Consider the following 23,664-nt stretch of genomic DNA (forward strand, 5'->3'; position numbering starts at 1 on the left):
AAATAGGCGTTTTTATAGAACTTTTTGATTCTAGGTGACACGCCGAGGAAAACAGGGTAGGAAAAATCAGCCTCTTAAGCCACTTGACCGTAGAGATCATAGACATCAGCCGCAGTAATGTTGACGGGAACAATACTGCCGAGCGTTGCTTCTCCCGTGACGTAAACCAAACCATCTACTTCCGGGGCAAAGCGGGCCGAGCGGCCAATCAGTTCCCCCGTTGCTGGATTTTCTTGCTCAATCAAGACTTCGACGGTTTGACCTATACAGGCAGCATTGTTACGGGCTGAAATAGGCTGTTGACAGGCCATTAACCGCTCCCGTCGTGCCGTCATCTCGGCTTGAGTCATTTGATTGGGTAAATGGTAGGCTGGTGTTTCTTCTTCCGGGGAGAAGGTAAAGACTCCCACATGATCAAATTCATGCCGTTGGACAAAATCGATTAAATGCTCAAAATGAGCTTCGGTTTCGCCCGGAAAACCAACAATGAAGGTGGTTCTTAGGACGGCATCGGGGATCGCATCTTTAATACGGTGAATAATGGCATCATTGACTTGACCTTGCCAGGGTCGATTCATGGCTTTGAGGACATCGGGGTGAGAATGTTGCAAGGGTAAATCTAGGTAGGGTAAAACATTGGGCGTTTCCCGAATCGCTTTGATCACCTTGGGCGTTAATCCGGTTGGGTAAGCGTAATGAATGCGAATCCAAGGCACATCCACTTCACCCAGGGCAGACAATAGTTCAGCCAATCGGGGTTCACCGTAAAGGTCTAGTCCGTAATTGGTGGTAATTTGAGAAATTAAAATTAATTCCTGTACTCCCTGAGCGACTAATTGTTTCGCTTCTGCCACGATGGATTCAATATCGCGCGATCGCTGCTTGCCCCGCAGTTGGGGAATAATACAAAAAGCACAGCGATAATCACAACCCTCGGCCACACGAAGATAGGCAACCCCTTCCGTTGTGGTTCGATAGCGAGGCAAGTTTTCATCTGCAATAAAGGTCGGATGCTCAGAGATGGCCTTAACCCGTTGCCCCTGCTCAACCTGTTCAACAATTTCAACAATCTTTTGATAGTCTCCGGTTCCCACCACCGCCACGGCTTCAGGGATTTCGGTCAATAACTGCTCTTGAAAGTGCTGGGCTAAACAACCCGAAATAATGATTTTCTTCTTTGCTTCTGCCAGTTCTACGAGAGTCCGAACCGATTCTTCTCTCGCATCTTGAATAAAACTACAGGTATTAACGATAACATAATCCGCAATTTCTTCGTTGGCATCGACAGGATAACCTGCCTGAACCAGTAAACCGAGCATATGCTCTGAGTCTATTCGATTTTTTTCGCATCCCAGATGGGAAATGGCGATGGATGGCTTATTGCCCATGAATATTGATAGTAATGAGTCCGCTAAAGTTGCCCTAGGGACTAAAACCAAGCTGCTTGTCTCACTTTCACCAAATACGGCGATCGCGGGATCTTTCCTTGAGCTTCTTGCCCCTAATTTCGTATGTTAAGACATTGTAACAGATGGGAACAGGGAAAACACAGAGAACTGTCGAAATTTATTTAGCGATTTGCTGACAAAGGAGTTTATCGGTAGCGATCGCCGTGTGTTGATTGAGTTCTGAGCATTCCTGGGTCGTCAAATCCCTTTCTGTCAAGTCTCTTCGTATTACCCAGCCATTAACCCCCGTAATTAGACGCGGTAAAATTTGGCTATCTACCACCTTAAGGGTTCTCATGTCATAGGTGGTATAAACGGTGGTGGCAGCATTGAGATCAATGTCCACAATTGTGAGGGTCTTGGTCGGCGGAAGATTGCTATTCAGGAGTTTACGCGCCCCTGCTCCTAAGGCTCCGGTGTGTAGTAATTCTAATTTGCCTCGTTTGCCCGGATAATAGGCGTGTTGATGGCCACTGATATAGGTGTGAACGTGATATTTTTCCAGTAGAGCGCGTAGGGCATCGGCATTGCTTAAAACTTCTCCAGCCTTATTGCGGCCAACAGCAACAGCGTAGAGAGGAATATGACCGATCGCGATTCTCATTTTGGCCGATTGGGCCGCAGGAGAAGCCAGACTGTTTTCAATCCAGGCTAATTGTTCCTGAGAAAAGCGATCCGTCGAAGCATCCCAAACCAGATAAAATACCTCATTTTGCTGAAAGCTGTAATAAAAGGGAAACTTGGCTCGATCAACAAAGGTTAACCCTAAATTATGGTCAGGCCCATTCCAATAGGCGACGGCCAGTTCCCGTTCTTTTTGATAGGGTTTGACTCCTTGAACGATCGCCCCCGAAGCATCATGATTACCCAATGTAAAACCGAGCGGTAAATTCGCCTGCCGTAAAGGGGCCGCAATATGAAGGTCAAAGCCAGCCCACATGGCTTCAATTTGGGGTTTCGTTAATGACGCTTTCTGGCCAGCCACCATATCCCCACCACTCAAAACCAGATCCGGTTGCCAACCAGGAATGAGCGCGATCGCCTTATCAACTTCCGCTTCGTAATCCGTTGAACCATACTGACTATTCAGATCACTAATCACCGCAATTCGCACATCTCCTCGTGGGGGCGCGGTTAAGCCTGGAGGAGCGAGGGCCAATTTCTGGGGTTGAGCTTGAATACTGCTGGCGGCTACCTGAGATTGGGCAATGGGAGAAACCGAGTTTTGGTAAGTTCCATAACCCACCACCACCGTTAAACAGGCGATCGCGGCGATGACAATGAAGAGGATATACTTGCGAACCATAACCAACTGTCTAACCCAACAGCGATCGCTGCGTTCAAAATCATTAACAAAACCAAACTATTTGCCACTGGCTTTGGGACGAGGAAACTTAGACGCAGCCGGAAAATATTCGACAGGTAAATCCTTAACCGCCTGGGACATAAATTGTCGCCACACCGGAGCCGCATAATGTCCCCCAGTAACGCCTTTCCCTAGCTGACGGTTATTATCATCCCCAATCCACACGGCGGTTGACATTTGAGGTACATAGCCCACAAACCAAACATTGCGCTCATTATCGGTTGTGCCGGTTTTACCCGCCGTCGGTCGTCCTAAATAGGCCAATCTTCCCGTCCCACCATTGACCACTGAGGTTAGAACGGAAGTCATCGTCGCTGCTGCCCAGGGATCTAGAACTAATTGCGGTTTAGGGGTATTATCCAACAACACATTGCCCTGACTATCCGTCACTCGCAGAATCACCGTTGGGTCAGAATACCAGCCATTACTGGCGATCGTTGCGTAGGCCGTTGCCATATCAAGAGGCGTAACATCCACAGAGCCAAGGGGAAGCGATAAAACCGGTTGCAGAGGACTTTTGATCCCCATCCGATGACAGTTTTCAATCACTTTACTAATCCCCACCTTGCTACCGATCAAGACGGCTGGAATATTTTGGGAAACCATTACCGCACTACGAATCGACATGGCTCCAGAGAAACTACCGCCATAGTTTTTAGGGGTGTAATACAATCCGCCGTCACGCAGTCGGATCGGGGCATCCATAACCACCGAATCGGGGGTATATTTACCACTGGCAAAGGCCGTGTAATAGACAAAGGGTTTAAAAGAAGAACCTGGCTGTCGTCGAGATTGCGTGACTCGATTTAATTGACTCTTTTGATAATCTCCTCCCCCCACGATCGCCTTAATAAAATGGGTACTTGGCTCAACCGAAATTAAAGCCACTTGAGTGGTATTTCCACGCACCCGGCCCTTCAAATTCAGGTAAGCATTATGAATAACATTCTCAGCCTTTTTCTGAAGGTCATAATCCACCGTTGTTTGAATCCGCATTCCCCCCTTGAGAACCGCTTCCTTGCCAAATTTATCCCTTAACTCCTGCATCACCGTATCGGTTACATAGGGCAATTTACTGCCAGACCAAGCCGTGAGCTTACCCAATTTTAATTTTTCTTTCTTAGCCAAGTCTTCCTCTTGGGCCGTAATCCAACCGAGATCCCGCATCCGAGTTAAAACAACTTCTTGACGTTCCTTGGCTGCTTTAAAGTTTCCGTAGGGACTATAGGCTTCCGGGGCTTGGATCATCCCTGCCAACATTGCCGATTCAGCTAAATCTAACTTCGCGGCTGGCTTGCCAAAATAACTTTCAGATGCCGTTTGTATTCCATAGTTATTATGACCCCAATAAATATAGTTGAGGTACATATCTAAAATTTGATCTTTATTAAAAACCTGTTCTACCCGAATCGCTAAAACGGCTTCCGCTGCCTTACGGGTGAAAACACGCTTTTGAGACAAAAAGATATTTTTAACCAATTGCATGGTTAGGGTAGAAGCCCCTTCCGATACACCACCACTTTTGAAGTTTGCCAGTACAGCCCGACCAATACTATTGGGGTTAATCCCCACATGATTATAAAAACTACTATCTTCAATCGCCATCACCGCCCGCTTCAGATTAGGTGAGACTTGATCTAAAGAGACAATTTTGCGGTTCGCTTCGTCATGCAGACTTTGAATTTCCCGACCCTTGGCATCATAAATATAACTCGTTTGGGCGGGAACATAGGTTTTGAGGCTACGAACATCTGGAAGATTACGGAAGCTAATCGCCAATCCCACTAATCCACCAGCCGTAACAGCACTGGTTAATAATCCTAACCCTAAAATAGTACCACTCGTAACCTTGAGTAACCCTTTAAGAAAAGAGGTTTCCTTCGCAGGTTGTTGTTCCGTAATGCTAGGGGGGGCTGCACTAGTAGTAGATGACACGGTACGTTGACTTCCTCACGCCAGAATATTTTAGATTTGAAACGAAATGTTAACTTGATTTAGATTAAGGGAACTATTAGTAACAAATTTAATCTTGTAGTCTTACAAGAGTTTAGCAATAAGTCAACCCCCTCCTTCAGCCTTGATGTCAAAGGGAGATCGAAATGTGACTTTTCGTTACAACTGTTCAGATCCCAATCTCCCGTTTCAATCTAGCGTTTAGCCAGTTTTTGGGCGCGAACTTTGCGCAGGCGAATCGATTGAGGGGTAATTTCTACCAGTTCATCACTACCAATATACTCTAGGGCACGCTCCAGGCTCATATCGACGGGAGTCTGCAATTGCACTAATTCATCGCCAGTCGCAGAACGATGATTGGTTAACTGCTTGGTTTTGCAGATGTTCAGGTCTAAATCCTGGGGACGATTGTGTTCTCCAATAATCATGCCCTTATAGACTTTAGTACCAGGTGTAATAAAAAAGATGCCTCGATCTTCGGAGTTTTTAAGAGCGTAGAAAGTAGCCGTTCCCTCTTCAATGGCAATAATTACGCCGTTATAACGGGTTTCAACGGTTCCGCAAAGTTGACGGTATTCCAGGAAGCTGTGGTTCATAATGCCTTCGCCCCGCGTCATACGGATGAACTCACCTCGGAAACCGATTAAACCCCGCGCTGGAATCACAAACTCCAATTGGGTTCGGCCATTCGTTCCCGTTTGCATATCCTGCATTTCTCCCCGTCGTTGACCCAAACGTTCAATACAGGAACCAACGGCTGCTTCCGGTACATCTAAGACCAGATATTCAAAGGGTTCGCAAGGCTGGCCTTTAACTTCGCGGTAAATTACCTGGGGTTGGGACACCTGGAACTCGTAGCCTTCCCGACGCATGGTTTCGATTAAAATGCCCAGATGTAATTCTCCCCGTCCTGAAACGAGGAATTTTTCGGCACTGTCGCCTTCTTCTACCCGCAGGGCCACATTGGTTTCTAATTCCCGATCCAGGCGATCGCGGATTTGACGGGAAGTGACAAATTTACCTTCTAGACCGGCAAAGGGAGAATCATTCACCGAGAAGGTCATCTGTAAAGTGGGTTCATCCACCTTAATCAGAGGCAAGGCTTGAGGCTCATCGGGACAAGTTAAGGTTTCTCCAATATTGGCATCGGCAAAACCGGCCACTGCTACGATATAACCCGCACTGGCTTCAGGTAGTTCCACTCGTTTTAAACCATCAAAACCCAGTAACTTAGTGACTCGCCCCTTCACAATCTCGCCGGTATCTTTTACTAAGGCCGCCTGTTGACCTGCTTTGATTGTACCGTTGTGAATCCGACCGATAATGATACGACCAAGATAGTCGGAATAATCTAGGGTCGTAACTTGCAGTTGCAGGGGTTTATTCGGGTCGCCGGCTGGGGGCGGAACATGGTGCAGAATCGCTTCAAATAGGGGTTTCATGTCTTCCCCTTCATCTTCTAGGTTTTCTTTGGCATAACCCGCCATACCAGAGGCAAAAAGCGTGGTGAAATCACACTGGTCATCATCAGCCCCTAATTCCACGAACAGATCAAACACTTTATCAACGGCAGTATTCGGGTCAGCGCGGGGACGGTCAATTTTATTAACGACAAGAATGGGACGCAGACCTTTTTCTAGGGCCTTTTTCAGCACAAAACGAGTTTGGGGCATAGGGCCTTCGTTGGCATCCACGATCAGAACACAACCATCCACCATACCGAGGACGCGCTCCACTTCTCCCCCAAAGTCCGCGTGACCTGGGGTATCAACAATATTAATTAAGGTGTCTTGGTAATGAACCGCCGTATTTTTGGAAAGGATGGTAATACCCCGTTCCCGTTCCAGATCATTGGAGTCCATGACGCAATCTGGAACCTCTTCCCCTTCCCGAAAAATGCCAGATTGTTTGAGGAGTGCGTCAACCAGGGTTGTTTTGCCGTGATCAACGTGGGCAATAATAGCGACGTTGCGAATGGGAAGGGACATAGAGAAACTTGCGTCTGTACGCAGAACGGTAACATTTTGTAATAATTCTAGCTTACAGACGAGACTTCTGACTATAGACTTCTATTTTTCGTAGGCATTCATTTTGGTCGATAGTGGAGTCGGGACTTGTTTTGTTAATGAGTACTGTGATCTCCCCTTCCCTCAATAGTCTATGCTCCTCACGATGCCATTACGGAGCAATTGGTCATTTTAGAAAAGTTACAGGCTCGTTTTTCCTGTGACACTCTCAATATTGGGGTGATTGGCATCATGCGTCAGGGGAAAAGTACCCTATTACAAAGTTTGACGGGGCTAGGAAATAACGTGATTCCAGCCCAGAGCGGTGGAGCTTGTACTGCGGAGGGAAACCAACAATAGTAAGTGGATCTCTGTGAACTATGAATAAGAATCCCCCGTCGTTCACGCGGGGGAGTATGTCAAAACGGTTAAAAGCAGTCTGGCATCAGTGACAGATTGATGTTGTGATGATGGCTATGTTAGGGTTAATTAACAGTAAAAGTACTTTTCCCTGCTAATCCGCGTTTGTCTGTCCTGTCTGCTTGCTTCTTCTGGTAATTGTTCTTTATGGCCGCCACTCTGCCTTTCTCTCCTCTCTCCTCCCGTAAAATCGAAAGTGACTGGCGATTATTACTTAAATTATTGCCCTATCTGCGGCGGTATCCTCGTTTGTTGCCGCTCTCCATTATTTTACTGATTCCAGTGGCTTTTACTGGGGCGGTGCAACCTTTAATTGTTGGTCAGGCGATCTCTCTACTCCGCAAAGAATCGGTCTGGCCTATTTTGGCTCAATTACCTTTAACAGAAGCTCTTCATAGTTTAGTGCTCTTTTTATTGTTTACCATTGTTTTGCGACTGATTTTTGCGGGTATTCAAGGATATTTAGTGCAAAAAATTGGCCAGGAAATTACGGCCAATGTTCGCAAAGATCTATTTGACCATGTTACTTCCCTTTCATTGACTTTTTTCCATCGCACCCCCGTTGGTCGTTTAGTGACCCGATTAACGAGTGATGTGGAGGCATTAGGAGATGTTTTTGCCAGTGGTGCGATCGGGGTTATTAGTGATTTTATTTCTATTTTGGTGATTATTGTCACGATTTTTTGGTTGCAATGGCAATTGGCCTTAATGTTAGTGGCGATGTTAATTCCTGTCACCCTTTTAATTATTTATTTTCAGCAACAATATCGTATTGCTAATTATCAGGTGAGGGAAGAATTATCTAAGCTGAATTCGATATTACAAGAAAATGTGACTGGCATTAATGTGGTGCAGTTATTTCGACGGGAAGTTTATAATGCTGAACAGTTTCGAGCAGTAAATAAACGTTATCGTCATGAGGTGGATCGCACCATTTTTCATGATTCGGCCGTGTCAGCGACTTTGGAATGGATTAGTTTAGTAGCGATCGCGGGGGTGTTGTGGTTAGGGGGAATTTTAGTGTTAAAGGATGCCTTAAGTTTTGGTAGTTTAGGAGCTTTTATTCTCTATGCCCAACGTCTCTTTAATCCTCTGCGTCAATTTGCAGATAAATTTACCATGTTTCAATCTGGATTTACGGCGATTGAGCGTATTGGAGAATTAATGAGTGAACCGATTGATATCCGCGATCGCGACGTTTTAAGTAATCTCGACAGTAATCCTGAAAATCTCAGTTTGCAGGGAGAAATTCGTTTTGAACAGGTTTGCTTTGCCTATAAAGCGGATGAATATGTTTTAAAAAATCTCAATTTCACGATTAAGCCTGGTGAAAAAATCGCCTTTGTCGGGCCTACAGGAGCCGGAAAAAGTTCTATTATCCGTTTGCTCTGTCGTCTTTATGAACCGACTCAGGGAAGAATCCTAGTGGATGGTATTGATATTCGCGAACTGTCCCAAGCTCAATTACGACGTTATATTGGGGTAATTCTTCAAGATAGTTTCTTATTTGCAGGCGATGTGAAGCGAAATATTACTCTCGGTGAAAATTATAGCCTCGCGGAAGTACAAAGAGCCGCCCAGCTAACCAATGTGGATCAATTAATTGAAGCTCTTCCCCAGGGATATAATACAGAATTGCGAGAACGGGGGAGTAATATTTCTGGAGGACAAAAGCAATTATTGGCCTTTGCGAGGGTCGCTATCCGAGAGCCAAAAGTCTTGGTGTTAGATGAGGCTACGGCTAATTTAGATGTGGGAACAGAGGCCCATATTCAAAATGCCTTGATGCACTTATTAGAAAATCGTACTGCGATTATTATTGCCCATCGCCTGTCAACCATTCGTCACGTTGATCGTATTTTTGTCTTAAAACAAGGAGAAATTTTAGAAGAAGGAAACCATGAACAATTGTTAGAAAAGGCCGGTCTTTATGCCAGCCTATATCAATTACAGAGATTGGGTAAGGATTAATATTAAATTCTAGGGATAAAGACGAGATAAATTTCAGGAGACCAGAATGATTATCTCAGAACCGATTACTTTAAGTTTCAAAAATATCATCTTAAGTGACGATCAATTTTATCAACTTTGCCAAGACAATGAAAATTGGCAACTGGAAAGAACGGCCCAAGGAGAATTAATAATTATGCCCCCTGTTGGTGGAATTAGTGGTAATAGAGAAGCTAATTTGAACGCGGATCTGGTTATTTGGAATTGTCAAACTCAATTAGGAAAAGTATTTAGTTCTTCTACGATATTTCGCTTACCCAATGGTGCAGCCCGCTCTCCTGATGTAACTTGGGTTAAACGCGATCGCTGGGAATCCCTGACCTTAGAAGAACAGGAAAATTTCCCCCATTATGTCCAGATTTTGTGATTGAATTGCTTTCTCGGACTGATTCTTTAAATCAACTTCAAGAAAAAATGCAGGAATATCTGAATAATGGTTTGCAGTTAGGTTGGTTAATTAATCCCCAAGCACAAGAAGTTAAAATTTACCGTCCTAATCAAGTCGTTGAAATTGTCAAATTACCCACAACTTTATCGGGAGAAAAGGTTTTACCTTGATTTATTTTAGACATTTCTTGGTTCTTCCCCCAACTGTGTGGAAAGTGTATAATGGTAATACCACAGTAGGAGGTGGAGTATGTGGATAAACTTGGATGAGCTACTAGGTTTGCCAAAGGTAACAGTCGTAAACTATCGAGAAATAGATGGTGCTTTGTTCTTAAAATTAAAAATGAAAAACGAAGTAATGGAATGTCCAAATTGTCATAAAGAATTGGAAGATATAAATCAAATAGAATATAATTTGGTTCGGGATTTATCCCTATTGGGAAAGAAAGTATATCTGGAAGTGCCCCGCCGCCAGTTCCATTGTGAAAAATGTCAGAAATACATAACAGAAAGACTGGACTTTATGCAGCTAAGAAAACATTATACAATTCGTTATGAAGAAAAGATTTATGAGCAAGTAAAAAAGAAAAATGTAGAAGAGGTAAGGCAAGAAGAAGAAATAAGTTGGGGAACATTGGAATCAATATTTGAAGAGTATGCAAAGCAGGCAGAAAAGAAGGAATGGGAATTACCAGAAAAGATAAGTTTAGACGAATTTAGTAATAGAAAAAGAAAAAAAGACTTTATTACAACAGTGATAGATATAAATAAAAAGGAATTGTTAGAAGTAATAAAAGGACACAAAAAAGAAGAGATAATAGAAGCCCTAAAAGTGCAGCCAGCAAGGGTTAGAGAGAATGTAAAGGAAGTAAGTGTGGATATGTGGGAGGGATTTACGTCAGCAATAAAGGAGTTATTTGTAAATGCTAAAATCGTCTATGATAGATTTCATGTAATGAAAAATATAAATGAAGAATTGAATAAATTGAGAAAGAAAATGAATATCCATAAAAAGGGTTTAACATACCTATTATGGAAAAATAAAGAAGAGTTAAAAGAAGAAAAAAGAGAAGAGTTAGAAGAGATATTGAAGGGTACATCCCGGATAAAGTAGTACATAGAATCTGGGGTAAAATGGAAAAAAACTGATGAGCGAAAAAAGTATGTTACCGATTCCCCCAGAAGAAAAAGCACTGTTAAAACAGCATCTCACCGAATCAGCCCGTATCCTGCGCAAATATACGGAACCAGAGAAACAGAAGGACTTTGGAAGCATCGAAGTAGAAGTCAGAACCCAGATGTTAGAAATTGTGGGGCCAACAATGGGGGAGTTTTTTTTTCAGAAGGGGGAAAAAAACGGTCTGGAAACAAGCGAAAAATCAAAACCCTAGTCGGAGAAGTGGAAATAAGCCAAAAACAAGCCAGAAAACTAAAGGTGTCGCCAAAAATCGTCTTAAGTCCAGGTTTAGAGAAATGCTGTCTAAGAGCCAGTGCGAAAACATCCTACCAACAAGCAGAAGAAGATATAGAGGAGTTGATGGGGATAAAAGTAGGACATAGCAGTTTACATCGCTTGGTAGAACGGACAGAACTGCCCTTAGCTCAAGCTCAGTCAGAGAGTGCGGGGGTCAGTATAGATGGGGGAAAGATTTGTCTGCGGGGCGAGGAGAAGGAAGGGGGACAGTGGCGAGATTATAAACTGGTGAGTCTTCATGGCAATGTCTGTGAAGCCTTTTTCCAAGACCCAGAGGGCTTAAAGAATTGGAGCAATGTTCAACCTTTGTCTCCAATAGTGACCTTTTTGGGAGATGGTCATCCCGCAATCTGGAATGCGGTAGAGAGTTTCGCCACTCAATCGTGGCTGATACGACGAGAGGTGTTGGATTGGTATCATCTCAAGGAGAATCTGTTCAAAGTGGGTGGCTCTCTCAAACGGCTAGAAGCAGTGGAGCATTTACTGTGGCGGGGTTTTGTGAACAAGGCAATAGATGCGTTTGATGGAGTCAAAAGCAAGAGGGCAAAGAATTTTCAAGCCTATTTGACGAAGCATTATCAGCGTATCCCTGATTACCAATACTATCAACAGCTTGGTATTGTGATTGGTTCTGGTGATGTGGAGTCTAAGATTAAACAGGTGGGAGCTAGGGTTAAATTGTCGGGAGCACGTTGGCATCTTCATAATGTTTCTCGTATTCTTCGGCTACGATGTGCTTATCTCAATCACTCTCCTCTTTTGAGTGTCAATGTATTATCTTAAGTGGGATGCACCCGATATTGAAAATGTATCCTTGTTTAGGAATAGCGTATGAAATGAAGGAAGAGATTAGAGATATTTATGAGCATTCAAGAACAACAAATGGTGCAAGGAGAAAATTTGAAAAATGGATGAGAACAGCGAGCCTATTCTATAAAAAAAGTGTGGGTATGCTGAAAACTCATTTGACAGGTATATGCAATTATTTTGAAAACCATACAACTAATGGATTAACGGAAGGGATGAATACAAAAATTAAATTAATAAAAAGGAAAAGTTATGGATTTGCTAATTTTGAGCCCACATTCCGCAGGTAAGTCAAGAGACAAAGTAGTACTTTTGACATGAAGAGCCAAGAAAGGAAAGAATATGTTTGTGTTTGGAGGTCAAATTAACGATAGTTTGAATGCCGTCAATCTCTAACCAACGGATAAACAGAAAAGACTGAAAGACCCAAAGCAGAGTGGGAATGGCGGTCGGTTTACCCTTTTGATTAGGAATAGTCTGATGGGCAAGAGCCAAAGCCTGTCGTAGGCGACGTTGTGCCAAAGTATAAACCAATAAAGAGACAACCATAATCATCATCAAAGCCATAATGCGTTGAGGATTCTTGAGAAAAAGAGCAGAGGCAAAAAAGAAAGGGTCTTTGAGAAAGCGAAAGCCGCGCTCGGTGTTTTGTTGAGCCTTATATTCAGCCAACATCTGGTCGGGACTCAAAACCTGAGAATCAAGAACATTAGTAGCTAAAATAAAACGTCCAGCCCGTTTAGATGCGGCTTCCAAGCAAGAGGAATCAAGGCTTAATTGCCCAGTTAAGCGGTAATGAAAACCGAGAGGGGTAGCCCCTTGTTTCGGTCTTCCTCCCTTGGCATAGTAAGGAATAGTCTGAACCTCAACTTGACTGAGTTGATGATAAGTCAAGGTTTTTGGCCAGAGTTGAGCCTCAGTAAGAGCATCGGCCTCACAAGCAAAATTCTGTCCACAAAGTTTCTGCCATTCTTTTTTGACAACTTTATCGGCTTTCTCAATTTTTTGACTTATAGCTTTATTATCGGACTGGAGACGTTGAGCACTTTCGACCACAAGCCATCGTTGCTGTTCACCCCCATATTCCGAAGCCCTCACTTGCCAACGATAACCGTCCTGTTCACCCTGCTGCCATTGGTCTTCTGATATATTTGCCAAAGTCTCAGTGGCTTCTTTCAGAGGGACACGACTTAACCATTGAATTGACCTCGCCATGCCCACATTTTCCGCCGTATAAAAAGCTCCATCCATCACCGATAAACCTTCCATATTCAACCTTTCTGGTTCTCCTGAACAAAGAGTGATAATTAAAGCTTATCATGAAAAGCAAGCTAAAAAACGATTTCGCATATTATCAAAGTTCATAAATCCATAAGCTTGACGCTTGATTAGTTTAAGACGATTATTGATGCCTTCCATTGCCCCATTCGTCGTTCGACTCAAAAAGTAGTTACAAATAGAGTCCAAATTCCTACGAATTGTGCTAATTACATCTGTATAAATGCTCTTTGCATTCTCTAACCATTCTGTAAATTTTAATCTTCCTTCTTCCTTATCATTTACTTTTTCATATATCTCTCTAAATGACTCTTTATATTCATACGCTTTACGCAAACGAGCAGATTGCTTTAACACCAATTCTAGTTTTTCTAACTCTTCCTCTTTTAGGTCTTCTTTATTTTTTAATAATAGCCACTTTTCTCCCTTGATTTTTACATTCAATTTTGTCTGTTTACGGATTTTATTCAATTCTTCATTCAACGCCTTCATTACATGAAATCTATCTGTTACAATTACTGCATTCGGAAATACTTTTTCTATTACTTTAGGAAATCCTCCCCACATATCTACACTCACTTGTTCTACTCCTTCCCTGGGTGTGACCTTTAGTTGATGAAGGAAAAGAAAAGTGTTAACATGGGATGAAAAGTGACAAAGAGGAAACAATGATGACAGCAAAACTAATTAATGTAGAGGGTTCAAAGATAAAAATAGAACTAACATTAGAACTCAGTCGTTCAATGTTGGATACAGAAATAAATATTCAAAAAGGCTTAAACGAAGTAGGTTGCATCGCCAGCAAAGAAGCCTTGAAATATTTAGATACAGATGGTTCACCCTTAAAAATCGGTGAAGAAATCTGGAAGAGTAAGGGAGAGCAACCGAAAGAATATCAAACACCTTATGGTGAGGTTATAGTGAATCGTCATGTATATCAGCGTTCACCTTTGAGGAAAAACGTATTGCCCCTTAGAAAGAGAAGCAAGGATAATCATAACATCAACGCCATTATTGGCAAAACAGGTATCCTCAAAAATGTCAGGGATGGCAGGCAAAGAGGTGAAAAATGATTTATTAGAAAATCATGGTAGAAAAGTAGCGCTATCCTATATCCAAAGATTGAGTGAAGCAGTAGGAAGTGTGGTACAGGCAAAAGAAGAAGCGTGGAGTTATGCCCCGCCCAAGGAGGATAGCCAAATTGCAACAGTGGGAATAGGATTAGATGGAACCTGTATGCTGATGTGTGAGGATGGCTACCGTGAAGCAATGGTGGGAACCGTTTCCCTATACGATAGTGAAGGCGAACGTCAACCTACAATCTATCTAGGTGCGGCACCAGAGTATGGAAAAAAGAGTTTTCTAGAAAGATTAGAAAGAGAAATTGAGCGAGCGAAAAACCGTTATCCAGAGGCAACATTGGTCGGGATAGCAGACGGGGCAGAATCAAATTGGAAGTTTTTAGAAAAGCAAACGGAAGAACAGATATTAGATTTCTATCATGCCTCTGGTTACTTAGGTGCCTTGGCAGAAGCGTTGCATCCGAATACCGTGTCAAAACAAAAAGAATGGTTGACTGAAAATTGTCGAGAACTCAAGCATGAAAAAGGAAAAGCAGGAGAACTGCTAAATCTGATGAAAGAAGTCAAAGAAGAAAAAAGTCATTCTAAGAATCTTACCGAGAAACTACAAGCGGCGATTACTTATTACGAGAATCATCAGCATCAAATGGATTATGCTGAATACATAGAGAAAAAGTATCCGATTGGTTCAGGTGTTACGGAAGCAGCTTGTAAGACGTTGGTCAAACAACGATTATGTTGTTCAGGGATGCGATGGAAGGAAAAAGGAGCAGGAATTATTTTGAGCCTACGAGCTTTGGTATTGACCAAGGAACGATGGAGTCAATTTTGGGCAAAACTTGATCAATATGGGTTCCCTGTAGAACCCTGATTACAACAGCTTTTATCAACTAAAGGTCGCACCCCCTTCCCTCACCTCTAATTCTTTCTCCATCAGCACTTCGATGATTTTATCTTGTTGATGACTATCTATCACTTCTATTAATTCTCCTTTCTCTATATCTCCTAACACTGTTACAAAATTCTGATGACCTTTTCGTTTCGCTATTTCATCCATCCCGAGGTGTTTTACTCCTTGCCAATCTTTTTTTTTAGCTTCACATTGACGTTGGTAAATTCCATTCACTTGATCCCATGATAGAGATTCCTCTCTACCTACTTGTTCCACACTGCTCACATTTACTCGTCCATAAATATATTCTTCATACCTCACTGTGTATTTCCTACGGGCTTCCATAAATTCTAGATTTTCTGTAAAAAACCTTTGACAATCTTTACAGTAAAATTTACGACGAGGGACTTTCAGATATACCATTTGACCAGAGATAGACAAGTCCCTTACTAATACACTGTTCGTCTGATGTAATTCATCCGTTAAGCTACCACAATAATTACATTTGACTTCTTCCTCTTGACAACTCAGTATTAAAAACGCTTGTTTTCCCTCTTGAATCACATTTCTTATGTTTACCTTTGGCAAATCTACCAGATTTTCTAGAAAAAATAACATTGATGCCATCCTCATATAGTGTATCTTATTATACATCTTCTACCGCAAAGCCAGAAGAACCCCTTTCTTGACAGTCTTTGATTATCTGGGGAAACACCTTTTTATCCGATTCATTGCCATCTCCTAATTGCATAAAGAGAGGGACACCACCATCTCCACTACATATCATATTTAACATAAACTGTTTTAGGTCTGGTCGTTTATCTCTGGAATAACCAAATTTTATTTTTATGGCTTTTGTCTGCTCGTCTTCCTCATCTTCTATCCTTTCCTTATACTTCCCTTGTACAGACATTGAGGTTGAGTCTAAATGCTTTGACTTTTGTTCTATTCCAAAGATTGCTGCCGCTTTTAGGACTATTTTCGTGAACCGGTTTTTTACCCCCACTCCAAATACCTTATCCAATGACCTTCCTAGCTTGTCATCATTTAAATCTTCTGCTTTTATTCCTTCTCCTAATAGGTATTCTAATGCTTTTCCTTTAAAAAACTCACTCAACAAATATAACGGAGCATTGATACATCCTAAGCAGTTTAATATCATTGCTTTTACTATTGTACCTACACTGAGCTTTTCTTGAGGATGAGTTCCCACTTCCTCATCGATAATTTCTACTAAACCCATTTCATCTATAATTCCCGCTACGATTCCTAAGTGGTCGAGGTCTTTAATATTTAGGTTATTCATTTTTACTGTTGATTCTATCTAAGACAAGACTCCATTTTAGAACTTTATTGACATTTTTTATCCTTGCCCGAAATCAATGCACAAGTACCGATACTAGCTCGCGTGAACTAGTGCTCCTCTTCGACAACCTGCGGAATGTGGGTTCCATCTATCTGTATCAGCTCTATGTCCATTTTCTCCGTTAGACTGCTTATCCAGCTCAGAAAACTTTTTTCTAGTTCTTCTGTTTCCAACATTCCAAATACTCTTCCAAAGGTATCGTGAGAGGGAATTCCCTTTGGTAACTCTAGAAACATTTCTAGCCATTCTCGTTTGGCTTTGCCATAGGCTTCAATTGCTACGAAGCCATCTGCCCCTGACAATACTGCCAATATTCCGATGATGTTATAAACCTGTGGATCGATCCTCTGAATCGTAGTCACTTTGCCCATTAGAAAGCTATCTATCCACATATTCAGAACACTACCTAAACCCCTATGGTGACAATTGCTGTTAAGTTATGGTCTTGCCTTCTCCCTGTTCTCGGTTCTTTTAGGCACTGAAAATGTTTCAGTATGCTTCTTTTGATAATTTTGACTTCTTTTTCTTGTTGTGGGGTTAGAACTCTTGCGCCGAAGCCTTTTGCCATCTTTGACCTCACTCACTTACTTTTTTTAAATAATAAGCTGTCATCACTCTAAGTGGATATAAGGTAGAATATATAGACTTACTTTTTTGGTAATTAGTCACCGCAATAAAGAAGGAAATTATTGAGAATGAGAAGCAAATGAAAAAAGTAAAGAATAATGAAGAAAGGAAAGGCGGTTAAAGAGATAGGTTAGAATAGGGAGACTATGAAAAAACTAGACCCAGTTCCAGACTTAAACCAAGAAGAAGTGAAAATGCCATGGCAAAAAGAAGTGGCAAAAGATTGGTATGAAGATTATCAGAAAGAAAAAGAAGAGAACGAAAAGCTGAGAAAAGAATTGGTAGAGTTAAAGAAAGAGATAGAAAAGTTGAAAGAAAAGCTGAAAAAGCTTAACCAAAGAACGAGTGAAAATAGCTCTCAGCCCCCAAGCAGTGACGGTTACAAAAAGAAAGTCGCCAAAACCTTCGGTCAAAAAGGAAAAAAAAGAGGTCCAAAGTACGACCATGTGGGTAAAACCAGAAACGGGTTTGGTCGGGTAGATGAAATAGTAGATTTAAGGATGGAAAAATGCCCAAAATGTGGTGCGTCAGTGGAAAAGCAAAAGGAGACTATCATCAAAAAAAATCAAATAGCTGAATTAGTCAGTAAACCAGTAGAGGTAAGGGAATATGTTAGGGAAAAGTATCAATGCTCAAAATGTGATTGGGAAGGTTATGCCCCACTTCCTTTGGGATGTCGTGAAGATTTTAGCTACGGTGCAACCTTATCCAGCTTAGTGGGATGGCTGGGATATGGGGGAAATTTGACTTGGCTAAAACAACGATACTTGGTAGAAACGGTCTTTGGCATTCCTCTGTCTCAAGGGAGTTTAGCTAAAATGCACCGATGGTTTTGCGAAAGCTTGTATCCTAGTTATGAACAGTGGTGGACTTACATACAGGAGCCTGGAGTCCGTTGTGTGGACGAAACCAGCTATCGCGTCAATGGGGTTAACTATTGGATGTGGGTGGCTACTTCCTCCTCTGTTTGTGTTTTGTTTCTGGCTCCCAGCCGGAGTTCCGATGAGGTTCATTCCCTATTAGGTAAAGATTTTCATGGGCTTCTCAGTACGGACTGTTGGGGGGCTTACCATCGCCAAAATGCCCAGCATAAACAGAAATGTCTGGCTCATATTGGGCGGGAATTGAAGGCCTTGGAAACTTCCCACTTTTCTGAAAATAAACTTTTTGCTCAGAGAGTTTTTCCTATTCTAGAGCAAGCTCGTCAATCCCATCGAGATTATCATCAAGGCAAACTGAGCTTAGAAGCTTTACAACAACAGCGACCCCTAGTAGAAGCTCAACTTCAAGAGGTTCTGGATAATCCGCCGCCCACGGGATGGGCAAGTGATTCCCAATTGTTATCTAATCGCTTTCGACGTTATTGGCATGATTGGTTTACTTTTCTTACTTTTCCTGAAGTTAAACCTGATAACAATGATGCCGAGAGAGCCTTGCGTCCTGTTGTTATTCATCGTAAGGTTAGTGGCGGTGCTAGAAGTCATTGGGGCGGACAACTTGTTGCCATGATGTTTAGTTTTCTTGAAACCATGAGACTTCAAGGTAAAAGTGCGGTCGAACAGTTATCTCTTATTTTATCTTCCTCTGGTCTTTCTCCTCCTTCCATTGATGACTTTCTTCCTCTCTAGTATTTTTGGGGCTTAATGAGAATTAAGCCCCACTTATTGCTGTGACTAATTACAAACTTCTTAGACCAAAAGACCAAGAAAGAGCTACAAAAAGCCCTTAAAACGGAAGAGCACGCAGTTACAAGAGAGAGAATATTGATTATGTTACTGAGAAATGAAGGAAAAACGTATGATGAAATATCAGGATTATTAGGATGTTGCAAACGACAAGTGTGGTACTGGTGCAATAATGGAAATCCGAAAGAGATAGAAAGCTTAAGAGACAAAAGAAAAAAAGGAAATCACAGGAAAGTAACAGAAGAATACATAGAGAAATTGACGGAGATAATAATCAAAGAGCCTGAAGAGTTTGGATATGAATTTGGACGTTGGACAGTAGCAAGACTATCAACTCATATGGAAAAAGAAACGGGTATATTGTTAGGAAATACACAACTTAGAAATATGCTTAAAAAAAAGCGATTTGTCTACATCTGGGCAAAATATAGTCTAGAAGATAAAAAAGATGAGCAAAAAAGAGAGGAATTTAGAAAGAAAGTTGAAGAGTACAAGAAGCTTTTGAAAGAAAAGCCAGAATCAATCCAGATATGGTTTTGGGATGAAAGTGGCTTCAGCTTAAGAGTAATACGGAGAAAACATTGGACAAAAAAAGGAAAGCGTAAAAAAGTGAGGGGAGATAGAAGAAAAGGAAGAGTCAATGTAATGGGTGGTATTAGATATACTGACAAAAAACGGTGGGTTGATTTGATTCCCACTGGTAACTCTCAGAACTTCAAGAGTGTATTATTAAAATTTTACAAAGACATACAAAGAGAATGGATAGAACAAGGAAATAAAAAAGAAGACTTTGAAAAGAATGGTCCGAAGATTGTGATTATTTTAGATAATGCGAGCTTCCACAAAAAGCAAGAAATTCTAGACGAGAGCACGGAAGAAATGCCAAACATTATTTTGGAGTTTTTACCCCCCTATAGTCCCGATTATAATTTAATGGAATTGGTATGGCATTCAGCAAAAGAATATATTGCAAATAAATTATTCAAATCAATTGAAGAATTAGAATCTCTCATCCATAAACTTCTTAATGAAGGTGGATTGACAATATGTTGGGGACGTAAAATCAAAAACAAGGGCTCAAGTATTATTGCAAGTTAAACTGATGACAGCTTATCCATACCCTTTTTGTGGGGTCGGATTTGTCGTTAAAGCGTAACTCTTTGGTTAATCTGATTTTCTGGGGATTCCGTAAACGTTTTATCCCATCAATACCGGGAGTATTTTTACCCTTGTTATCTTGGGTCACTTTTCTGACAGCCAAAACTTTGGCATACCACGAATTAGTCAACAGCCTTTGTAATTTACGCACTGCCTTAACATCAACACCTTCAGAGGCTTGATAGATTCTCTTTTGAAGCTTGAAAACATATCGCTGAACCTTAGCCCAGTTTATTGTTTCCCATTCATACATCGGTTTAAAAGCCGTGTTCATGACATTTGTATCTTTACTTGATTTAATTTTCTATCTCCAAATCACCGTGATTCCGTCAGCATATCCTTTAGCTTTCCTAAAGGCGTTGGCTTCTGAATCAATCTCGCTGGGTGCGACCTTTAGTTGATAAAAGCTGTTGTAATCAGGGTTCTACAGGGAACCCATATTGATCAAGTTTTGCCCAAAATTGACTCCATCGTTCCTTGGTCAATACCAAAGCTCGTAGGCTCAAAATAATTCCTGCTCCTTTTTCCTTCCATCGCATCCCTGAACAACATAATCGTTGTTTGACCAACGTCTTACAAGCTGCTTCCGTAACACCTGAACCAATCGGATACTTTTTCTCTATGTATTCAGCATAATCCATTTGATGCTGATGATTCTCGTAATAAGTAATCGCCGCTTGTAGTTTCTCGGTAAGATTCTTAGAATGACTTTTTTCTTCTTTGACTTCTTTCATCAGATTTAGCAGTTCTCCTGCTTTTCCTTTTTCATGCTTGAGTTCTCGACAATTTTCAGTCAACCATTCTTTTTGTTTTGACACTGTATTCGGATGCAACGCTTCTGCCAAGGCACCTAAGTAACCAGAGGCATGATAGAAATCTAATATCTGTTCTTCCGTTTGCTTTTCTAAAAACTTCCAATTTGATTCTGCCCCGTCTGCTATCCCGACCAATGTTGCCTCTGGATAACGTTTTTTCGCTCGCTCAATTTCTCTTTCTAATCTTTCTAGAAAACTCTTTTTTCCATACTCTGGTGCCGCACCTAGATAGATTGTAGGTTGACGTTCGCCTTCACTATCGTATAGGGAAACGGTTCCCACCATTGCTTCACGGTAGCCATCCTCACACATCAGCATACAGGTTCCATCTAATCCTATTCCCACTGTTGCAATTTGGCTATCCTCCTTGGGCGGGGCATAACTCCACGCTTCTTCTTTTGCCTGTACCACACTTCCTACTGCTTCACTCAATCTTTGGATATAGGATAGCGCTACTTTTCTACCATGATTTTCTAATAAATCATTTTTCACCTCTTTGCCTGCCATCCCTGACATTTTTGAGGATACCTGTTTTGCCAATAATGGCGTTGATGTTATGATTATCCTTGCTTCTCTTTCTAAGGGGCAATACGTTTTTCCTCAAAGGTGAACGCTGATATACATGACGATTCACTATAACCTCACCATAAGGTGTTTGATATTCTTTCGGTTGCTCTCCCTTACTCTTCCAGATTTCTTCACCGATTTTTAAGGGTGAACCATCTGTATCTAAATATTTCAAGGCTTCTTTGCTGGCGATGCAACCTACTTCGTTTAAGCCTTTTTGAATATTTATTTCTGTATCCAACATTGAACGACTGAGTTCTAATGTTAGTTCTATTTTTATCTTTGAACCCTCTACATTAATTAGTTTTGCTGTCATCATTGTTTCCTCTTTGTCACTTTTCATCTCATGTTAACACTTTTCTTTTCCTTCATCAACTAAAGGTCGCACCCATCTCGCTTCTTGGCATCATGCGGCTTGACTGCCTACTCAGGTATTCGACCTCCTGAGAGATTACCGAGAAGTTATACCGTTCCTAATTCCTGCTTTGCGATGAGGTTAGAGTCCTGCTATCCACCGGGTTTCTTTGGGAATGCTCTAGGTCAAACTTCGAGTTGCCTAGCCCTTATCCTTGCCTTTTGGCTCAGCCAATAACCTATACTGAACACGGTCACAAGTTGCGAATTTTAAAAATAAGAGATAATATAGTAAAAATAGAAAAAGTAGTCAAGAGGCTGAGAAATGATTAAGTTAGAATTTACGGAAGAAGACAAAAGACTGTTGTCTTACGGTCGGTTTAATCACCCGCATCCTAGAGTACAGCTAAAGATGGAAGTTTTATGGTTAAAAAGTCAGGGATTATCTCATCAAAAAATTGCTCAATTCGCAGGAGTTTCAGTAAATACGGTGACAAGCTATATCCGTGATTATCAAGAGGGCGGGATAGAAAAACTAAAAGAAATAAAATTTAATCGCCCGAAAAGCGAGTTAACAGAGCATCAAGGGACAATTGAGGCATATTTTGAGTCAAATCCACCAGCAACAATAAATGAAGCAGTAAAAAGAATAGAAGAATTAACGGGAATAAAAAGAAGTCCAACGCAAGTCAGAAAATTTTTAAAGTCAATAGGAATGAGGTGTCTAAAGGTGGGAACAATTCCATCAAAAGCAGATGTAGAAGCTCAGGATAGCTATAGGAAAAAAGAGCTAGAACCAAGGCTAGAAGAGGCAAAAGCAGGAAAAAGGGCAGTTTTCTTTGTAGATGCCTCTCATTTTGTAATGGGAGCATTTGTAAATTTTATATGGTGCTTCAAGAGGATTTTTATTAAGTCACCATCAGGGAGAAAACGTTTTAATGTGTTAGGAGCATTAAATGCAATTACCCATGAAGTAATTATGGTAACGAACAGTTCTTATATTACGGGAACTCAGGTTTGTGAACTCCTAGAAAAGATAGCAGAATTAGGACTATTAATACCGATTACGTTGGTATTAGACAATGCTCGTTATCAAAAATGCCGAATTGTGCAGGAGTTGGCAGAATCATTAGGAATAGAGTTACTGTACTTACCTCCTTATTCTCCTAACTTGAATTTAATTGAAAGACTGTGGAAGTTTGTGAAGAAGAAGTGTTTATACGCAAAATATTATGAAGATTTTACGCAGTTTTCTGCAGCAATTTCAGGATGTCTTGAAGATGCTAACGTAAAATATAAGGAGGAGCTTGATTCTTTGCTCACCTTACGATTTCAACGCTTTGATAAATCTCAGATTATGAACGTTTGAAGTATATGTAGGCTGTTGTCAATGACGATGGTTCAGTCGCAGATTCAGTTTCCTTACTCATACTTATCTCAGCTAGAAGGGATTCTCTGATAGGTTTAGAGTTACCTCCGTTATGCCCCGCTTCACCCGTTTGATGGTCAGTCTCCCCAGTGGGGGCATTGCTTCGTCTCGCATTTAGACGGTGGGAATTGAATTCCAAAGATTTTGTTAAGTTTTATGTTTTTTTTCGTAACATTTCTTAAGGATCTCACCCACTCAGGAATCAAGTTGTCAAGGTTTTGTAGGTTTATACAATTCCTTGCAAACGTTACGCCATCAAGGGTTGATGACTTTTACGCTTAACGGTTCGCACCAAAGCATTTAGACTCAACCTCAATGTCTGTACAAGGGAAGTATAAGGAAAGGATAGAAGATGAGGAAGACGAGCAGACAAAAGCCATAAAAATAAAATTTGGTTATTCCAGAGATAAACGACCAGACCTAAAACAGTTTATGTTAAATATGATATGTAGTGGAGATGGTGGTGTCCCTCTCTTTATGCAATTAGGAGATGGCAATGAATCGGATAAAAAGGTGTTTCCCCAGATAATCAAACCCACA

Annotated in this window: 15 protein-coding genes and 8 pseudogenes; 12 read left to right on the forward strand and 11 right to left on the reverse strand. The window is 41.4% G+C overall.

Translation table 11 applies throughout. From position 1 onward, the window contains the following. Window positions 1-74: 74 nt before the first annotated feature. The 4 genes from rimO to typA all read right to left on the reverse strand — a co-directional run bounded on the left by rimO (window position 75) and on the right by typA (window position 6,755). The gene (gene rimO, locus KA717_14070; GenBank protein ID UXE63630.1) at window positions 75-1,388 is read right to left on the reverse strand and encodes a 30S ribosomal protein S12 methylthiotransferase RimO; all 1,314 of its coding nucleotides are present in this window, start codon (window positions 1,386-1,388) and stop codon (window positions 75-77) included. 178 nt (window positions 1,389-1,566) lie between these two features. Beyond that, window positions 1,567-2,754, reverse strand: coding sequence for a metallophosphoesterase (locus tag KA717_14075; GenBank protein ID UXE64658.1), 1,188 nt, complete (start codon window positions 2,752-2,754; stop codon window positions 1,567-1,569). A gap of 57 nt (window positions 2,755-2,811) precedes the next feature. Beyond that, a complete protein-coding gene (locus KA717_14080) occupies window positions 2,812-4,749 on the reverse strand; it encodes a penicillin-binding protein 1A (GenBank protein ID UXE63631.1) in 1,938 nt (645 codons plus the stop codon). Between the two features lie 212 nt (window positions 4,750-4,961). Next, on the reverse strand, window positions 4,962-6,755 hold the full coding sequence (typA, locus tag KA717_14085; protein ID UXE63632.1) for a translational GTPase TypA: 1,794 nt from the start codon (window positions 6,753-6,755) through the stop codon (window positions 4,962-4,964). Window positions 6,756-6,956: 201 nt separating this feature from the next. Here typA and KA717_14090 point away from each other — a divergent pair, with 201 nt between their 5' ends. From KA717_14090 to KA717_14120, 7 genes and pseudogenes are all read left to right on the forward strand, one after another. Further along, window positions 6,957-7,133, forward strand: coding sequence for a hypothetical protein (locus KA717_14090; GenBank protein ID UXE63633.1), 177 nt, complete (start codon window positions 6,957-6,959; stop codon window positions 7,131-7,133). A 207-nt stretch (window positions 7,134-7,340) separates the two neighbouring features. Then, the gene (locus tag KA717_14095; protein UXE63634.1) at window positions 7,341-9,164 is read left to right on the forward strand and encodes an ABC transporter ATP-binding protein/permease; all 1,824 of its coding nucleotides are present in this window, start codon (window positions 7,341-7,343) and stop codon (window positions 9,162-9,164) included. A gap of 46 nt (window positions 9,165-9,210) precedes the next feature. Next, a pseudogene (locus tag KA717_14100) lies at window positions 9,211-9,761 on the forward strand (Uma2 family endonuclease). Window positions 9,762-9,840: 79 nt separating this feature from the next. Continuing rightward, a pseudogene (locus tag KA717_14105) lies at window positions 9,841-10,698 on the forward strand (ISL3 family transposase). 40 nt (window positions 10,699-10,738) lie between these two features. Then, window positions 10,739-10,981 carry a hypothetical protein gene (locus KA717_14110; protein UXE63635.1) on the forward strand — a complete coding sequence of 81 codons (243 nt, stop codon included), beginning with the start codon at window positions 10,739-10,741 and terminating at the stop codon, window positions 10,979-10,981. Then, window positions 10,969-11,847: an ISKra4 family transposase gene (locus KA717_14115; GenBank protein UXE64659.1), complete on the forward strand. Its 879-nt coding sequence runs from the start codon at window positions 10,969-10,971 to the stop codon at window positions 11,845-11,847. Before KA717_14110 ends, KA717_14115 begins: the two co-directional genes overlap by 13 nt. Window positions 11,848-11,861: 14 nt before the next feature. After that, window positions 11,862-12,161 (forward strand): annotated as a pseudogene (locus KA717_14120) (transposase). Window position 12,162: 1 nt separating this feature from the next. Here KA717_14120 and KA717_14125 read toward each other — a convergent pair. After that, entirely contained in the window at window positions 12,163-13,140 is a 978-nt protein-coding gene (locus KA717_14125; protein UXE64660.1) for an IS1634 family transposase, read from the reverse strand. Between the two features lie 48 nt (window positions 13,141-13,188). After that, window positions 13,189-13,728 carry an ISL3 family transposase gene (locus KA717_14130; protein UXE63636.1) on the reverse strand — a complete coding sequence of 180 codons (540 nt, stop codon included), beginning with the start codon at window positions 13,726-13,728 and terminating at the stop codon, window positions 13,189-13,191. A gap of 92 nt (window positions 13,729-13,820) precedes the next feature. Here KA717_14130 and KA717_14135 point away from each other — a divergent pair. Beyond that, a pseudogene (locus tag KA717_14135) lies at window positions 13,821-15,102 on the forward strand (ISKra4 family transposase). Window positions 15,103-15,117: 15 nt separating this feature from the next. Here the strand turns inward: KA717_14135 and KA717_14140 are convergent. From KA717_14140 to KA717_14150, 3 genes and pseudogenes are all read right to left on the reverse strand, one after another. Further along, entirely contained in the window at window positions 15,118-15,741 is a 624-nt protein-coding gene (locus KA717_14140; protein ID UXE63637.1) for a transposase family protein, read from the reverse strand. Between the two features lie 28 nt (window positions 15,742-15,769). After that, complete coding sequence (locus KA717_14145; protein ID UXE63638.1) at window positions 15,770-16,429, reverse strand: IS1634 family transposase; 660 nt, start codon at window positions 16,427-16,429, stop codon at window positions 15,770-15,772. Window positions 16,430-16,536: 107 nt separating this feature from the next. Next, window positions 16,537-16,824: pseudogene (locus KA717_14150) on the reverse strand (ISAs1 family transposase). A 516-nt stretch (window positions 16,825-17,340) separates the two neighbouring features. Between KA717_14150 and KA717_14155 the strand changes: the two are divergent. After that, a pseudogene (locus tag KA717_14155) lies at window positions 17,341-18,744 on the forward strand (IS66 family transposase). Window positions 18,745-18,792: 48 nt separating this feature from the next. Continuing rightward, entirely contained in the window at window positions 18,793-19,899 is a 1,107-nt protein-coding gene (locus KA717_14160) for an IS630 family transposase (GenBank protein ID UXE64661.1), read from the forward strand. On the opposite strand, the gene KA717_14165 is transcribed toward KA717_14160, so the two are convergent. After that, a complete protein-coding gene (locus KA717_14165) occupies window positions 19,886-20,233 on the reverse strand; it encodes a reverse transcriptase N-terminal domain-containing protein (protein ID UXE63639.1) in 348 nt (115 codons plus the stop codon). The two genes, KA717_14160 and KA717_14165, sit on opposite strands and share 14 nt — an antisense overlap. A gap of 142 nt (window positions 20,234-20,375) precedes the next feature. Continuing rightward, window positions 20,376-21,657: pseudogene (locus KA717_14170) on the reverse strand (ISKra4 family transposase). Between the two features lie 363 nt (window positions 21,658-22,020). On the opposite strand from KA717_14170, the gene KA717_14175 reads away from it, so the two are divergent. Then, window positions 22,021-23,064 carry an IS630 family transposase gene (locus KA717_14175; protein UXE63640.1) on the forward strand — a complete coding sequence of 348 codons (1,044 nt, stop codon included), beginning with the start codon at window positions 22,021-22,023 and terminating at the stop codon, window positions 23,062-23,064. 357 nt (window positions 23,065-23,421) lie between these two features. After that, a pseudogene (locus KA717_14180) lies at window positions 23,422-23,652 on the forward strand (IS1634 family transposase). The last annotated feature ends 12 nt before the right edge of the window (window positions 23,653-23,664 follow it).

The organism is Woronichinia naegeliana WA131 (assembly GCA_025370055.1).
Taxonomy (GTDB): domain Bacteria; phylum Cyanobacteriota; class Cyanobacteriia; order Cyanobacteriales; family Microcystaceae; genus Woronichinia; species Woronichinia naegeliana.

Coding starts and splice junctions, on each gene's coding strand:
- rimO (UXE63630.1), bottom strand. CDS start 1,388: ATGGGCAATAAGCCATCCATCGCCATTTCCCATCTGGGATGCGAAAAA.
- KA717_14075 (UXE64658.1), bottom strand. CDS start 2,754: ATGGTTCGCAAGTATATCCTCTTCATTGTCATCGCCGCGATCGCCTGT.
- typA (UXE63632.1), bottom strand. CDS start 6,755: ATGTCCCTTCCCATTCGCAACGTCGCTATTATTGCCCACGTTGATCAC.
- KA717_14095 (UXE63634.1), top strand. CDS start 7,341: ATGGCCGCCACTCTGCCTTTCTCTCCTCTCTCCTCCCGTAAAATCGAA.
- KA717_14110 (UXE63635.1), top strand. CDS start 10,739: ATGAGCGAAAAAAGTATGTTACCGATTCCCCCAGAAGAAAAAGCACTG.
- KA717_14125 (UXE64660.1), bottom strand. CDS start 13,140: ATGGAAGGTTTATCGGTGATGGATGGAGCTTTTTATACGGCGGAAAAT.
- KA717_14140 (UXE63637.1), bottom strand. CDS start 15,741: ATGTTATTTTTTCTAGAAAATCTGGTAGATTTGCCAAAGGTAAACATA.
- KA717_14145 (UXE63638.1), bottom strand. CDS start 16,429: ATGAATAACCTAAATATTAAAGACCTCGACCACTTAGGAATCGTAGCG.
- KA717_14165 (UXE63639.1), bottom strand. CDS start 20,233: ATGAACACGGCTTTTAAACCGATGTATGAATGGGAAACAATAAACTGG.
- KA717_14175 (UXE63640.1), top strand. CDS start 22,021: ATGATTAAGTTAGAATTTACGGAAGAAGACAAAAGACTGTTGTCTTAC.